Below are 13,629 nucleotides of genomic sequence, written 5' to 3'. Positions count from 1 at the left end.
CTTCGATTCGAAGGCTACTGGCCGCCTTTTTGTACGAAGCTTCGAACGAAATCCTCTGCGTTCTCTTCGAGTACATCATCGATTTCGTCCAGGACGGAGTCCACGTCGTCGCTCAGCTTCTCCTGGCGTTCCTTGAGGTCGGAGCTCGCCTCCGTGGTGGTCTCCTCGACCTCCTCCGTGGAACGCGTCGCCTTCTGCTGTCCGCCGCCGGTGTCCTTGGTCGCCATAAACCTCACCCCGCTCGAATCGGCCCGCTCGTTCGGATCCCTACAAGATCAGACCCTACAAGCCGGGACTGACATCGGCCCCGCAGTTTCTACAACGTCCGGGCACTGTTCCCATGATTCCCAGTCCCCGGGCATTTCAGCCGCGCCCGGGAATCCGGGAATTCCCGGGCGGTCTCAGCCGCCGGAGAGGACCCGCACCAGTTCCTCCGCCGTGCGGCAGCGGTCCAGGAGGTCCTTCACGTGTTCCTTGGTGCCCCGGAGGGGCTCCAGGGTCGGGACCCGCTGGAGCGAGTCGCGACCGGGCAGGTCGAAGATGACCGAGTCCCAGGAGGCGGCGGCCACGTCGTCCGCGTACTGGTCCAGGCAGCGGCCGCGGAAGTAGGCCCTGGTGTCCTCGGGAGGGCTCGTCTCGGCCCGTTCCACCGTGGGCTCGTCCAGCAGGCGCTTCATGCGCCCGCGGGCCACCAGGCGGTTGTACAGGCCCTTCTCGGGGCGCACGTCCGCGTACTGGAGGTCGACCAGGTGCAGCCGGGCGGCGTCCCAGTCCAGGCCGTCGCGGCGGCGGTAGCCCTCCATGAGCTCCCGCTTGGCGATCCAGTCCAGCTCGCCGGCCAGGCTCATCGGGTCGTTCTCCAGCCGGTTGAGCGTGTCCTCCCAGCGGACGAGGACGTCCTTGGTCTGCTCGTCGGCGTCGGCCCCGTACCGCTCCTCCACGTACTTGCGCGCGAGCTCGAAGTACTCCATCTGCAGCTGCACCGCGGTGAGTGTCCGGCCGCTGCGGAGCGTGACGAGGTACTGGAGCGTCGGGTCGTGCGAGACGTGGTGGAGGGTGCGGACGGGCTGGTCGACGGCGAGGTCGACGGTGATGAAGGAGTCCTCGATCATGGAGAGGACCAGCGCCGTGGTGCCCAGCTTCAGGTAGGTGGAGATCTCGGAGAGGTTGGCGTCGCCGATGATCACGTGGAGGCGGCGGTACCGCTCCGCGTCCGCGTGGGGCTCGTCGCGGGTGTTGATGATGGGGCGCTTGAGGGTGGTCTCCAGGCCGACCTCGACCTCGAAGTAGTCCGCCCGCTGGCTGATCTGGAAGCCGTGCTCCCGGCCGTCCTGGCCGATGCCGACCCGGCCGGCGCCGGTGACGACCTGGCGGGAGACGAAGAAGGGGGTCAGGTGGCGCACGATGTCCGAGAAGGGGGTCTCCCGCTTCATCAGGTAGTTCTCGTGCGTGCCGTAGGACGCGCCCTTGTTGTCGGTGTTGTTCTTGTAGAGGTGGATGGGCTGGGCGCCTGGGAGCTGGGCGGCCCGCTCGGCGGCCTCGGCCATGATCCGCTCGCCGGCCTTGTCCCAGAGGACGGCGTCGCGGGGGTTGGTGACCTCGGGCGAGCTGTACTCGGGGTGGGCGTGGTCCACGTAGAGCCGCGCGCCGTTGGTCAGGATGACGTTGGCGAGGCCGATGTCCTCGTCGGTGAGCTGGCTGGAGTCGGCGGCCTCGCGGGCGAGGTCGAAGCCGCGGGCGTCCCGCAGCGGGTTCTCCTCCTCGAAGTCCCAGCGGGCGCGGCGCGCCCGGTGCATCGCCGCCGCGTAGGCGTTGACGATCTGGGACGAGGTGAGCATGGCATTGGCGTTGGGGTGCCCGGGGACGGAGATCCCGTACTCCGTCTCGATGCCCATTACGCGCCGTACGGTCATGCGGCCCTCCTTGCCCGGCGCCGCTCTCCGCACAGTGCGTGTCGCGGCGGTACCCACGAGCCTAGAGCGGCCACGCGTGTACGGGGAGATCAGAAGCGGTTCGGTGAGTGGAAAGCGACGGCTGCGGACGTCCGGTTCCGGACATCCGCAGCCGGTGCGTTCCTACAGGTACTGGCCGGTGTTCGCCACCGTGTCGATGGAGCGGCCGGTGTCCGCGCCCTGCTTTCCGGTGACGAGGGTGCGGATGAAGACGATCCGCTCGCCCTTCTTTCCGGAGATGCGGGCCCAGTCGTCGGGGTTGGTGGTGTTGGGCAGGTCCTCGTTCTCCTTGAACTCGTCCACGCAGGCCTGGAGGAGGTGGGAGACGCGGATGCCCTTCTGGTCGTGGTCGAGGAATGCCTTGATGGCCATCTTCTTGGCCCGGTCGACGATGTTCTGGATCATCGCGCCGGAATTGAAGTCCTTGAAGTAGAGGACTTCCTTGTCGCCGTTGGCGTACGTGACCTCGAGGAAGCGGTTCTCCTCGCTTTCCGCGTACATCTGCTCGACCACGGACTGGATCATCGCGTGGGCGGCCGCCTCCTTCGAGCCGCTGTGCTCGGAGAGGTCGTCCGCGTGGAGCGGGAGGGTGGCGGTGAGGTACTTGGCGAAGATGTCCTTGGCCGCTTCCGCGTCCGGACGCTCGATCTTGATCTTCACGTCGAGCCGGCCGGGGCGCAGGATGGCGGGGTCGATCATGTCCTCGCGGTTGGAGGCGCCGATGACGATGACGTTCTCCAGGCCTTCCACGCCGTCGATCTCGGCGAGCAGCTGGGGGACGATGGTGTTCTCCACGTCCGAGCTGACTCCGGATCCGCGGGTGCGGAAGAGGGATTCCATCTCGTCGAAGAAGACGATGACGGGGGTGCCCTCGCTCGCCTTCTCCCGGGCACGCTGGAAGACGAGGCGGATGTGCCGCTCGGTCTCGCCGACGTACTTGTTGAGGAGCTCGGGGCCCTTGATGTTGAGGAAGTAGGACTTCCCGGCGGGCTGGCCGGTCACCTCGGCGACCTTCTTGGCAAGGGAGTTGGCGACGGCCTTGGCGATGAGCGTCTTGCCGCAGCCGGGCGGGCCGTAGAGCAGGATGCCCTTCGGGGGCCGCAGTTCGTGCTCCTTGAAGAGGTCCGGGTAGAGGTAGGGGAGCTCGACGGCGTCGCGGATCAGCTCGATCTGGTTGCCCAGGCCGCCGATCTTGTCGTAGTCGACGTCCGGGACCTCTTCGAGGACGAGTTCCTCGACCTCGCTCTTGGGGACCACTTCGTAGACGTAGCCCGACCTGGGTTCCAGGAGCAGGGCGTCGCCGGGGCGGATGGTGATGTCGAGGAGCGGTTCGGCGAGCCGGACCACGCGCTCCTCGTCGGTGTGTCCGATGACCAGGGCGCGCTCGCCGTCCTCGAGGATCTCCTTGAGGGTGACGATGTCGCCGGCGCGCTCGAATTCCATGGCCTCGACCACGTTGAGCGCCTCGTTGAGCATGACTTCCTGGCCCCGCTTGAGCTCGTCGAGCTCGACGCCGGGGCTGACGTTCACCCGGAGCTTGCGGCCCCCGGTGAAGATGTCGCACGTGCCGTCCTCGTTGGCCTGCAGGAAGACACCGAAGCCGGCCGGCGGCTGTGCGAGCCGGTCGACCTCCTCCTTGAGGGCCACGATCTGGTCGCGGGCCTCACGGAGCGTATTGGCGAGCCGCTCGTTCTGCGCGGACACGCCGGCCAGGTTCGTCTGCAGCTCGACGATCCGCTCCTCGAGAATCCTCGTGTGTCGCGGAGAGTCGGCGAGCTTGCGGCGCAGGACGGCGATTTCCTGCTCGAGATAGGCAACCTGGCCGGCGGGGTCCTCAGACCCCCGCCCCGGCCGGATGCCGCGGTTGATGTCGTCGTCGTGGGCTGCCACGGTCCTCACCTCCTCCAAGGGGAGCTGGACGCTTCCTGACCCTACCTGGGTGGGTGATGATTGAAACCCCTAGATCAAAAAGACTCCGGGGTGTGTCCGATCTTCACCCTTGCGCTTCCCCTCACGCCAGGGGAATACCCACCGCCGGACAATGCAAAAGCGTGCGGTTGTATCGTCGTGGGTGGTCAACACCCGTCAGGCTTGGCCGGACTTACTTGCGGCTCGCCCGCGCGACGCAGAAACGGCAGGAGATATGACCGTGCAGCACGAGGCCCCGGCCACGGCCGCCGACGAGGCGCTGGAGGTCTGGATCGATCAGGACCTGTGCACCGGGGACGGGATCTGCGTGCAGTACGCGCCCGAGGTCTTCGAGCTGGACATCGACGGGCTCGCTTATGTGAAGAGCGCGGACGACGAGCTGCTCCAGGCTCCGGGGGCGACGACGCCCGTGCCGCTGCCGCTGCTGACCGATGTGGTGGATTCCGCGAAGGAGTGCCCGGGCGACTGCATCCATGTGCGCCGGGTCGCGGACGGCGTCGAGGTGTACGGGCCGGACGCCGAGTGACGGCTTCCTGAGCCGTGGCCTCCGGTCCGTCGGGGCCGGGGGGTCAGACCGCGCGGGCCTCGTTCTTGGCGGTGCGGAGGAAGACTCCGCCCTTCCAGCGCCAGGTGACCTGCTCGTGTTCGTCGGGGCAGCAGCTGGGGACGTCCGGCGAGGAGTAGCCGAGCAGGGTGGCGTGCACGGCTCCGTCGCGTACGGCGAAGGCGGTCACGTTCTTGAGCTCGGAGGGTTCCACGAGGGTGGCGACGACGCGGGCGGCGGGGGTGCCTGCGGCTGTGCCGTGGGTGAGGACGTAGATGCCGCTGGGCGGCGTTCCGGAGCCGGCTTCGCAGTGTACGACTGCGACGGTCTCGGGGTTTCCGTCGCCGTCGAGGTCCCCGGTGGCCCGTTGGGCGATCGTGCTGGGGGCTCCCCTGCATTCCAGGGGGAAGCGGGCGGTGGCGGCGTCGGGGGCGGGTCGTGGGGCGGGGGCCGCGGTGGCTCCGGCGGGGCCGGGCTGGAGCAGTCCGGCGAGGGCGACGACTCCGGCCATCGCGGTGGCGGTGGCCAGCCAGTGCACCGGACGGGCGTGGGTGTGCGCGAGGTCCGGGACGGCGGGGGGCTGCACGCGAGGAGTCTCCTGTGAGGGCGGTGCGGAAGGAGTTGCGGGCATCGTGCCACACGTCACAGGAGGGCGGAACAGGCGGGGTCGGCTGTGTCCGGGAGCTTGACGGGGGTGGGGCGGGGGTTTGGCGGGGGCCGTGAACATGGAGGTGCCGCCGTCGACTTCCGCGCCCGGGGGCGGGAAGTCGGCGGCGGCACGCCTGCGTTGTCGGGGGTCAGCCCTTGTTGGGGCCCTCGTAGTCGTCGCCGTAGGCGCCCTTGGAGGGGCGGCGGCGGCGCATCGGGGGCTCGACGCCGTCGGCCAGGCGGCGGGCGGTGACGAGGAAGCCGGTGTGGCCGATCATGCGGTGATCGGGGCGCACGGCCAGGCCCTCGACGTGCCAGTTGCGGATCATGGATTCCCAGGGCTGCGGCTCGGCGTAGCAGCCGAACTCGCGGATGGACTCCACGGTGCGGGCGAGCTGCGTGGTGGTGGCCACGTAGCAGCAGAGGATGCCGCCGGGGACGAGCGCCTTGGAGACGGCCTCCAGGCACTCCCAGGGAGCGAGCATGTCGAGGATGACGCGGTCGACCTCGGTGTCGGACAGGTTGTCCTGGAGGTCGCCGACGGTCAGCTGCCAGGCGGGGTGCGGGCCGCCGAAGTAGCGCTCGACGTTGCCCTTGGCGATCTCGGCGAAGTCCTCGCGGCGCTCGTAGGAGTGCAGCATGCCGCTGTCGCCGATGGCGCGCAGCAGGAAGGAGCTGAGCGAGCCGGAGCCCACGCCCGCCTCGACGACGCGGGCGCCGGGGAAGATGTCGGCGAAGGCCAGGATCTGCCCCGCGTCCTTGGGGTAGACCACGGCGGCGCCGCGGGGCATGGACAGGACGTAGTCGGGGAGCAGGGGGCGCAGCGCGAGGTAGGCGACGTTTCCGGTGGTACGGACAACGCTGCCCTCGGGGGCGCCGATCAGTTCGTCGTGCGGGAAGGAACCCTTGTGGGTGTGGAAGTTCTTTCCCTCTTCGAGCGTGAACGTGTAGTGACGGCCCTTGGGGTCGGTCAGCTGAACCTGGTCCCCGACCTTGAAGGGCCCGCGTCGGCGGGCGGCACCGGTCGGTTCGGACATGCGAACAGAGTACCGGGATTACGAGGAGGGTCGTGCCATGGCCTTGACGAAGGCCTTCTCCACGTCGGTGGTGGAGAGCACGCCGTAGATCTCGCCGGTCTCCTCGACGACGAGGTACTCGGTGGCGGGGCTGGCGCGGAGGTGGTCGAGGAGGGGCTGGCCGGCGAGTTCGGCGGGGACCTTCATGCCCTCGGTGAGGTCCTGGGCGAGGGCGCTGACGGCGACCCAGGGGCGGCGGTGCTGGGGGACGCTCGCGATGGCGGTCTCGCGGACGATGCCGGTGGGGCCGCCGTGGCCGTCGACGACGACGAGGGCGCGGGCGCCGGCCTCGTTGGCGCGGCGGAGGGCTTCGGAGAGCGGGGTGGCGGATTCGACGGGGACGGCGCGGCGGGTGAGGGTGCGGGCGCGGAGCTCGGGGAGGTGTTCGCGGAGCCGGGCCATGCGGAGGCTGTTGCCGGCGCCGGTCCAGATGATCGCGGCGAGGATGGCGGCGAGCAGGGCGTCGGTGACGGTGTTGAAGCCGGAGATGTCCTCGGTGGAGTTGCCGAGCAGTCCGGTGCGGGTGAGCAGGGGCAGTCCGATGAGGACGGTGACGGCGAGGGCGCGGCCGATCCAGGCGGCGGCGACGGTGCCGGTCATGGCGTTGCCGGTGATCTTCCACACGACGGCGCGGAGCATGCGGCCGCCGTCGAGGGGCAGGCCGGGCAGCAGGTTGAAGACGGCGACGATGAGGTTGGAGATCATCAGGCCGCCGAGGAGGACGCCGGGGACGGTGCCGGGTTCGACGGCGTAGAGGCTGAGGTAGAAGGCCCCGGCGAGGACGAGGGAGAGCAGCGGGCCGACGAAGGCGAGGAGGAATTCGCGGCCGGGGGTCTCGGTCTCCTTCTCGATCTCGGAGACGCCGCCGAAGAACTGGAGCTGGATGCGGCGCACCGGGAGCTTGAAGCGGAGGGCGGCGAGGGTGTGGGCGAGTTCGTGGACGAGCACGGAGGCGTAGAAGGCGATCGCGAAGAACAGCGAGACCAGGTAGCGGGCCGCGCCGAGCTCGGGCAGGACGCGTTCGATCTGGTCGCCGAAGACCCAGGTGATGAGGGCGGCGACCAGGAACCAGCTGGGCGCGACGTAGACCGGCACGCCGAAGGGCCGGCCCATGAGGATGCCGCCGCCCGGCTCCTCGGTCCGCTGCGGCTTGGACTCGTCCTGGTTCACGGGTTCCTTTCGTCGCCGAGCTGCATGGCCCGCGTCACTCGGTCACGGTTCGATCATGCAGTGCGACGGGGTCCTGAGTCGATGGTATTCCGCTCGCTGTCGGTGGCGGGTCGTAGGGTCTGAGTCATGAGTACGAGCGAGCAGCCGCCGGCGGAGGCCCGGACGCCCACGTCGTTGTCGCCGTCGCGGGCGAGCGATTTCATGCAGTGCCCCCTGCTGTACCGGTTCCGGGTGATCGACCGGCTGCCGGAGAAGCCGAGTGCCGCGGCGACGCGGGGGACGCTGGTGCACGCGGTGCTGGAGCGTCTCTTCGACGCGCCGGCGGTGGAGCGGACGGCGCCGCGGGCGAAGGCGCTGATCCCGGGCCAGTGGGACCGGCTGCTCGGTGCGCGGCCGGAGCTGGGCGAGCTGTTCGCGGAGGATCCGGACGGCGAGCGGCTGGGCCGGTGGCTGACGGAGGCGGAGGCGCTGGTCGAGCGGTGGTTCACGCTGGAGGATCCGACGCGTCTGGAGCCGGCCGAGCGCGAGATGTTCGTGGAGACGGAGCTGGAGTCGGGGCTGCGGCTGCGCGGGGTGATCGACCGGGTCGACGTGGCGCCGACGGGCGAGGTGCGGATCGTCGACTACAAGACGGGCAAGGCGCCGCGTCCGGAGTACAGCGAGGGCGCGCTGTTCCAGATGAAGTTCTACGCGCTGGTGATCTGGCGGTTGAAGGGCGTGGTGCCGCGCCGGCTGCAGCTGGTCTACCTGGGCAGCGGGGACGTGCTGACGTACGACCCGGTGGAGGCGGATCTGCTGCGGGTGGAGCGCAAGCTGCTCGCCCTGTGGGAGGCGATCCGGCTGGCGACGGAGTCGGGTGACTGGCGGCCGCGGCCGACGAAGCTGTGCGGCTGGTGCGACCACCAGGCGGTGTGTCCGGAGTTCGGCGGCACTCCCCCGGTGTATCCGCTGCCGGTGGTGCCCGCGCGCCCGGCGGAATCGGAGCTTCCTGATCGAAGCGGTCAGGGCGGTCGGGACGGATAGGCCGGTCAGGGCAGAATGGGACGGGTCCAGCCCGCCCGTGAAGGAGTCTCCCGTGGCCATCCGCGTCCTCCTGGTCGACGACCAGCCCCTGCTGCGTACCGGTTTCCGGATGATCCTGGAGGCGGAGCAGGACGTCGCGGTGGTGGGCGAGGCCGGTGACGGTCTGCAGGCGCTGGAGCAGGTGCGGGCGCTGCAGCCCGACGTGGTGCTGATGGACATCCGGATGCCGCGGATGGACGGGGTGGAGGCGACCCGGCAGATCACCGGCCCGGGCCGGGACGGGCCGGCGAAGGTGCTGGTGCTGACCACCTTCGACCTCGACGAGTACGTGGTGGAGGCGCTGCGGGCGGGGGCCAGTGGTTTCCTGCTGAAGGACGCGCCGGCGACGGAGCTGGTGCAGGCGATCCGGGTGGTCGCGGCGGGCGAGGCGATGCTGGCCCCGTCGATCACGCGCCGGCTGCTCGACAAGTACTCGGCGCACCTGCCCTCGGGCGAGGAGCAGGTCCCGGACACGTTGAACACGCTGACCGACCGCGAGGTCGAGGTGCTGAAGCTGGTGGCGCGCGGTCTGTCGAACGCGGAGATCGCGGCGGACCTGTTCGTCAGCGAGACGACCGTCAAGACCCATGTGGGCCATGTGCTGACGAAGCTGGGCCTGCGGGACCGGGTGCAGGCCGCGGTGTACGCGTACGAGAGCGGTCTGGTGCGCCCGGGGGCGCAGTAGTCCGTCGCGGGACGGTGGAGGGCCCGGCACGCGTCGCGCGTGCCGGGCCCTTCGTGTCGCCGTGGCGGATGTCGCCGTGGCGGCGGGGTCAGCTCTTCTTGATCTCCCAGAAGCGGAAGACGGTGGACGCGTCCAGGGTCCACTCCAGGCCGGTGATGTTGTCGCGGGCGACGGCGTACTGCTTGCCCTGCCAGAGCGGGAGCAGCGGCAGCTCCTCGGCGACGATGTCCTGGATCTTGCCGAAGTCCTGGCCGGTGGCGGAGCGGTCCGCGACGGCGGAGGTCTTCGGGATGAGGCTGCCGGTGACGGTGGCGTTCTCGTAGTGGTTGCCGAGGACGTTGCCCTTGCCGAAGAACGGCGCGGTGAAGTTGTCGGCGTCCGGGTAGTCGGGGACCCAGCCCTTGACGTAGACGCCGTACTTGCCGGCGGCGATGTCCTTCTCGTACTGCTCGTACTCGACGGACTTGACGTCGGCGTCGAAGAGGCCGCTGGCGTTGAGCTGCCCGGCTATCGCCTTGAGCTCCTGGTCGGTGGCCGGGCCGAAGCGGCTGCGGGTGGACCAGAGGGTGAGCTTGACCTTGTCGGTGATGCCGGCCGAGCGCAGGGCCTTCTTGGCCTTCGCCGGGTCGGGGCTGCCGTAGGTGTCGAAGAAGGCGGTGTTGTGGCCCGCGATGCCCGCCGGGACGATCGAGTAGAGCGGGGTGGCGGTCGACTTGTAGACGTTCTGGACGAGCTCGTCGCGGTCGACGAGGTGGGCGATGGCCTGGCGGACGCCCAGCTTGCCGATGACCGGGTCCTTGACGTTGAAGACCAGGTGCTGGACCTCGGCGCTGCTGCCGCGGACGACCTCGATGCCCTTGTCGTCCGTGGTCTCGGAGGTTTCGAGGGCGGCGATGTCGTCGGCGGAGAGGCCTCGGTAGGCGACGTCGATCTCGTTGGCGGAGAGGGCCTTGGAGAGGGCCTCGCGGTCGCCGCGGTAGAGCTTGAGGGTGACGCCCTCGTTCTTGGTCTTGGCGTTGCCGTGGTAGCCGGGGTTGACCGAGAAGACGGCCTCGGTCTCGGTGAGGGAGTCCAGCTTGTACGGGCCGGAGCCGATCGCCTTGTTGTCGGTCCGCAGCGAGCCGTCGGCGTACTCGCGGTGGTCGACGATGGAGCCGGCGCCGGAGGCGATCTTGCTCGGGAAGGTGGCGTCGGGGACCTTGAGCTTGAAGACCACGGTCCGCGCGTCGGGGGTCTCGATCGAGTCGATGGTCGAGAGCAGCGGCGCGGGGCCGGAGGGGTCGTCGATCTTCAGGGCGCGCTCGAAGGAGAACTTGACGTCCTCGGAGGTGAGCGGGTTGCCGTTGGAGAACTTCAGGCCCTCGCGGAGGGTGCAGGTGTAGACCTTGCTGCCGGCCGCGAAGCCGCACTTGTCGGCGGCCTCGGGCTCGGGCTCGGAGCCGCCCTTCGGGAAGCTGAGCAGGGACTGGAAGACGTTGTTGAACAGCAGCCAGGAGCCGGGGTCGTAGCCGGCGGCGGGGTCGGTGGCCAGGACCTCGTCCGACATGCCGACGCGGACGGTGTTGCCGGATCCTCCGGAGCCGCCGCCCTGCTCGGTGCCGCAGCCGCTGAGCATCGCGGCGGCCAGGCCCGCGGCGAGCGGGGCCGTCAGCCACTTGTTGTGTGCCTTCACAGAACTTGCCTCTTGATCTCTTGCCAGGCCGGCCGCGCAACGGCTGCGCGGCCGGTACAACGAAGGGGTCAGGCGGTGCCGCGGCCGAGCTCCCACAGGAGGAGGTCGGAGGAGGTGTTCAGCGCCCACTCGACGCCGGTGACGTCGTCGCGCGCGGCGACGTACTGCTTGCCCTGCCAGAGCGGCAGGACGGGGACGTCCTTGGCGACGATCTTCTGGATCTGCTCGAAGACGGGAGCCGCGGCGGTGCGGTCGGCCTGTCGGCGCGACTGCGGGATCAGCCGGTCACGGACGGACTGGTTGACGTAGGGGGTGTTGAGGAAGTTGTCGCTGTCGAGGAACGGAGCGATGTAGTTGTCCGGGTCCGGGTAGTCGGGGAACCAGCCGAGGCCGTAGACGGCGTAGTCGCCGCGCTTCTGGGCCGGACGGAACTTGGACCACTCGGTGCCCTGGATCTGGGTGTCGAAGAGCCGGGTGCCGTTGAGCTGGCCGCGCAGGGCCTCGAACTCCTTGGCCGTCTCGGCGCCGTAGTGGTCGGTGGTGTAGTGCAGGGTGACCTTGACCGGCGTCTTGACGCCCGCGTCGCGCAGGATCTTGGCCGCCTTGGCGGTGTCCGGCTCGCCGTAGGTGTCGATGAACGAGGTGGCGTGGCCGGTGACGCTGGAGGGGATCAGCGAGTAGAGCGGCTGCGCGGTGGGGCCGTAGACCTCGCTGACGAGGGCGCCGCGGTCGATGACGGAGGCCATGGCCTGTCGTACGGCCTTGTCCTCGACCGAGGGGGCCTTGGTGTTGAAGGCGAGGTAGCGGATCTCCAGGCCGGGGACCTCGGTCAGCTCGATGCCGTCCTTGGGCTTCTCGGTGAGGTCCTTGATCTGCGACTGCGACATGGTGCGGGCCATCATGTCGATGTCGTCCTTCTCCAGCGCCTCGTCCATGACGGCGGCGTCGGTGAAGGGGCGCAGCTCGACCCGGTCGTTGCGCAGGGTGATGTCGCCCTTGTACTTGGCGTTCTTGGTGAAGACGAACTTCGTCACCTTGTCGCCGTCGCGCTCGGTCTTCATCGTGTACGGGCCGGAGCCGTCGACGTCGAAGCCGGCGCGCAGCTGCTTGCCGTCGTACTTGTCCTTGCTGAGGATGCCGGCGACGGGGGTGGAGAGCTTGTACGGGAAGGTCGCGTCGGGCGTCTTCAGGTGGAAGACCACCTCGCGGTCGCCCTTGGTCTCGACGGTGTCGATGTTGGCCAGGAGCGCGGCGGTGCCGTTGTCGGACTTGATGGCGAGGACCCGCTCGATGGAGAACTTGACGTCCTCGGCGGTGATCGCGGTGCCGTCGGCGAAGGTGAGGCCCTCGCGCAGCTTGCAGCGGAAGCTCTCGCTCTGCTTGTCGGAGAAGCCGCAGCTCTCGGCGGCCTCGGGGACCGGCTGGCCGCTGCCGCGGGGGACGTGCATGAGGGTCTGCACGGTCTGGCGCAGGACGTTCCAGGCGCCGGTGTCGTAGGCGAACGCCGGGTCGAGCGGGGCGGGGGCGTCCTCGGTCGCGACGAACTGGTCCGTGGTGCCCACGACGATCGCTCTGCTCTTGTCCCCTCCACCACAGGCGGCGAGCAGGGGGGTGAGCAGTGCGGCCACGACCGGCAGCACCAGGGTCTTGCGGTTCATCAGGGACGTTCTCCTCATCCGGCCCCGGGTGACGGCCGGCACTGGGTACAGCGGCATCGTTCACTCCGCCGGTCCGCCCGGTCGGGGCGGGGGCGATCGGGCCTGGATGGGGGTGCGATCGGTCCTGCGTGCGCGGCGACTTGGGTGGGCGCCGGGGCACGCGGAAGGGTGCGGCGGAGTACTCGCGAAAGATTAGTGGGCCGCGCCGCTGCCGAAGGACGTGCGGGGGCCGTCCGGTCACCGCACAGTGATCATGAATGCGTCAGCATCGATAATCATGCGTGGGCATGATTCGTGCGTCATCGATCGAAACGGGACACATGGGCAGGGCGGAACCGACATGTTCCGGACATGGCCTGCCCGAGAACCGCCTGCCGGTCGGCACTCTGCGTGACCAAGGTCACGCAGAGCCCTTTTCGGACATTGAACCTCAAACAAAGCTCAGATCCGGCCCGCGAACAAGGCCTCGGAGGAGCCTCAGGAAGCCGTCGGAGCGGCGATGAGCGTCCGCAGGAACGGCACGTCGACCTCTTCGAGAGAGCGCACCACGACCCGGCCCGCGGAGGGCGCGATGGGGGCCACCGAGGGCACCGCGACGACCCGGCAGCCCGCCGCCTCGGCCGAGGCCACACCGGTCGCCGTGTCCTCGATGACGGCGCACAGCGCCGGTTCGGCGCCCACGCCCGCGGCGGCGGTCAGATACGGCTCCGGGTGCGGCTTCGTCCGGCCGACCTCGTCGCCGGCCACCGTCAGCGCGAAGCGGTCGCGGCCCAGGGAGAACAGCACCTTGTCGATGATCCGGCGGTGCGAGGCGGAGACCAGGGCGGCCGGAATGTTGTGCCGGGCCAGCTCGGCGAGCAGCCGCTCGGCGCCCGGCATCAGCGGCACGCCCTGGCCGATGCGCTGCTCGAACTTCTCGTTCAGCAGCACCGTGAGCTCGTCCAGGGTGATGTCGGCGCCGGTCGCCTCGATGAGATAACCGGCGCTGCGCGTCATCGGGCCGCCGACGACGATCTCCTTCCAGGCGACGTCGAGCCGGTGCCCGAGGTCCGCGAAGACCTCCACCTCCGCGTCCCACCAGAAGCCCTCGGTGTCGACGAGGGTGCCGTCCATGTCGAGGAAGACCGCCTGCAGGGCGGAGCTGCCGTGGGCACGGAGCAAGGACGCGGGGACCGTACTGGTCATCCGGACACCTCCATCGGGAGACGAGAAGGCCGGCCGCCCACCCCGGTA

The 13,629-nt window shown here is 69.5% G+C and carries 12 protein-coding genes; 3 read left to right on the top strand and 9 right to left on the bottom strand.

All coding sequences use genetic code 11. The features are described 5' to 3' along the window. Positions 1–14: 14 nt before the first annotated feature. The 3 genes from ABD981_RS31830 to arc all read right to left on the bottom strand — a co-directional run bounded on the left by ABD981_RS31830 (position 15) and on the right by arc (position 3,842). Positions 15–227: a ubiquitin-like protein Pup gene (locus tag ABD981_RS31830; RefSeq protein ID WP_030494396.1), complete on the bottom strand. Its 213-nt coding sequence runs from the start codon at positions 225–227 to the stop codon at positions 15–17. 174 nt (positions 228–401) lie between these two features. Next, a complete protein-coding gene (gene dop / locus ABD981_RS31825; RefSeq protein WP_046910651.1) occupies positions 402–1,913 on the bottom strand; it encodes a depupylase/deamidase Dop in 1,512 nt (503 codons plus the stop codon). A 162-nt stretch (positions 1,914–2,075) separates the two neighbouring features. Beyond that, positions 2,076–3,842, bottom strand: a complete 1,767-nt coding sequence (arc, locus tag ABD981_RS31820) for a proteasome ATPase (RefSeq protein WP_046910689.1) — start codon at positions 3,840–3,842, stop codon at positions 2,076–2,078. 253 nt (positions 3,843–4,095) lie between these two features. Here arc and ABD981_RS31815 point away from each other — a divergent pair, with 253 nt between their 5' ends. Further along, a complete protein-coding gene (locus ABD981_RS31815) occupies positions 4,096–4,407 on the top strand; it encodes a ferredoxin (protein ID WP_046910650.1) in 312 nt (103 codons plus the stop codon). A 43-nt stretch (positions 4,408–4,450) separates the two neighbouring features. On the opposite strand, the gene ABD981_RS31810 is transcribed toward ABD981_RS31815, so the two are convergent. The 3 genes from ABD981_RS31810 to ABD981_RS31800 all read right to left on the bottom strand — a co-directional run bounded on the left by ABD981_RS31810 (position 4,451) and on the right by ABD981_RS31800 (position 7,262). Beyond that, the gene (locus ABD981_RS31810) at positions 4,451–5,011 is read right to left on the bottom strand and encodes a hypothetical protein (protein ID WP_046910649.1); all 561 of its coding nucleotides are present in this window, start codon (positions 5,009–5,011) and stop codon (positions 4,451–4,453) included. A gap of 211 nt (positions 5,012–5,222) precedes the next feature. Further along, positions 5,223–6,110: a tRNA (adenine-N1)-methyltransferase gene (locus ABD981_RS31805; RefSeq protein ID WP_046910648.1), complete on the bottom strand. Its 888-nt coding sequence runs from the start codon at positions 6,108–6,110 to the stop codon at positions 5,223–5,225. Positions 6,111–6,128: 18 nt separating this feature from the next. After that, on the bottom strand, positions 6,129–7,262 hold the full coding sequence (locus tag ABD981_RS31800) for a site-2 protease family protein (protein ID WP_240495407.1): 1,134 nt from the start codon (positions 7,260–7,262) through the stop codon (positions 6,129–6,131). Positions 7,263–7,445: 183 nt separating this feature from the next. Between ABD981_RS31800 and ABD981_RS31795 the strand changes: the two genes are divergently transcribed. Both ABD981_RS31795 and ABD981_RS31790 read left to right on the top strand, forming a co-directional pair. Continuing rightward, positions 7,446–8,342: a RecB family exonuclease gene (locus tag ABD981_RS31795; protein WP_123954984.1), complete on the top strand. Its 897-nt coding sequence runs from the start codon at positions 7,446–7,448 to the stop codon at positions 8,340–8,342. Between the two features lie 52 nt (positions 8,343–8,394). Then, positions 8,395–9,066 carry a response regulator gene (locus ABD981_RS31790; protein WP_046910645.1) on the top strand — a complete coding sequence of 224 codons (672 nt, stop codon included), beginning with the start codon at positions 8,395–8,397 and terminating at the stop codon, positions 9,064–9,066. A gap of 88 nt (positions 9,067–9,154) precedes the next feature. On the opposite strand, the gene ABD981_RS31785 is transcribed toward ABD981_RS31790, so the two are convergent. From ABD981_RS31785 to ABD981_RS31775, 3 genes are all read right to left on the bottom strand, one after another. Next, positions 9,155–10,738: an ABC transporter substrate-binding protein gene (locus tag ABD981_RS31785; protein ID WP_205628267.1), complete on the bottom strand. Its 1,584-nt coding sequence runs from the start codon at positions 10,736–10,738 to the stop codon at positions 9,155–9,157. Between the two features lie 68 nt (positions 10,739–10,806). Further along, entirely contained in the window at positions 10,807–12,396 is a 1,590-nt protein-coding gene (locus tag ABD981_RS31780; protein ID WP_046910644.1) for an ABC transporter substrate-binding protein, read from the bottom strand. Between the two features lie 477 nt (positions 12,397–12,873). Continuing rightward, the gene (locus ABD981_RS31775) at positions 12,874–13,581 is read right to left on the bottom strand and encodes an HAD family hydrolase (RefSeq protein ID WP_046910643.1); all 708 of its coding nucleotides are present in this window, start codon (positions 13,579–13,581) and stop codon (positions 12,874–12,876) included. Positions 13,582–13,629: the final 48 nt, after the last annotated feature.

Source organism: Streptomyces showdoensis, assembly GCF_039535475.1.
Lineage (GTDB): Bacteria > Actinomycetota > Actinomycetes > Streptomycetales > Streptomycetaceae > Streptomyces > Streptomyces showdoensis.
This window is presented reverse-complemented; position numbering and strand designations above follow the sequence as displayed.

Excerpts from the sequence above, each read along its gene's own strand:
- ABD981_RS31795 (WP_123954984.1), top strand. The coding sequence starts at position 7,446 with ATGAGTACGAGCGAGCAGCCGCCGGCGGAGGCCCGGACGCCCACGTCG.
- dop (WP_046910651.1), bottom strand. The coding sequence starts at position 1,913 with ATGACCGTACGGCGCGTAATGGGCATCGAGACGGAGTACGGGATCTCC.
- ABD981_RS31830 (WP_030494396.1), bottom strand. The coding sequence starts at position 227 with ATGGCGACCAAGGACACCGGCGGCGGACAGCAGAAGGCGACGCGTTCC.
- ABD981_RS31805 (WP_046910648.1), bottom strand. The coding sequence starts at position 6,110 with ATGTCCGAACCGACCGGTGCCGCCCGCCGACGCGGGCCCTTCAAGGTC.
- ABD981_RS31815 (WP_046910650.1), top strand. The coding sequence starts at position 4,096 with ATGACCGTGCAGCACGAGGCCCCGGCCACGGCCGCCGACGAGGCGCTG.
- ABD981_RS31800 (WP_240495407.1), bottom strand. The coding sequence starts at position 7,262 with ATGGGCCGGCCCTTCGGCGTGCCGGTCTACGTCGCGCCCAGCTGGTTC.
- ABD981_RS31780 (WP_046910644.1), bottom strand. The coding sequence starts at position 12,396 with ATGAACCGCAAGACCCTGGTGCTGCCGGTCGTGGCCGCACTGCTCACC.
- ABD981_RS31775 (WP_046910643.1), bottom strand. The coding sequence starts at position 13,581 with ATGACCAGTACGGTCCCCGCGTCCTTGCTCCGTGCCCACGGCAGCTCC.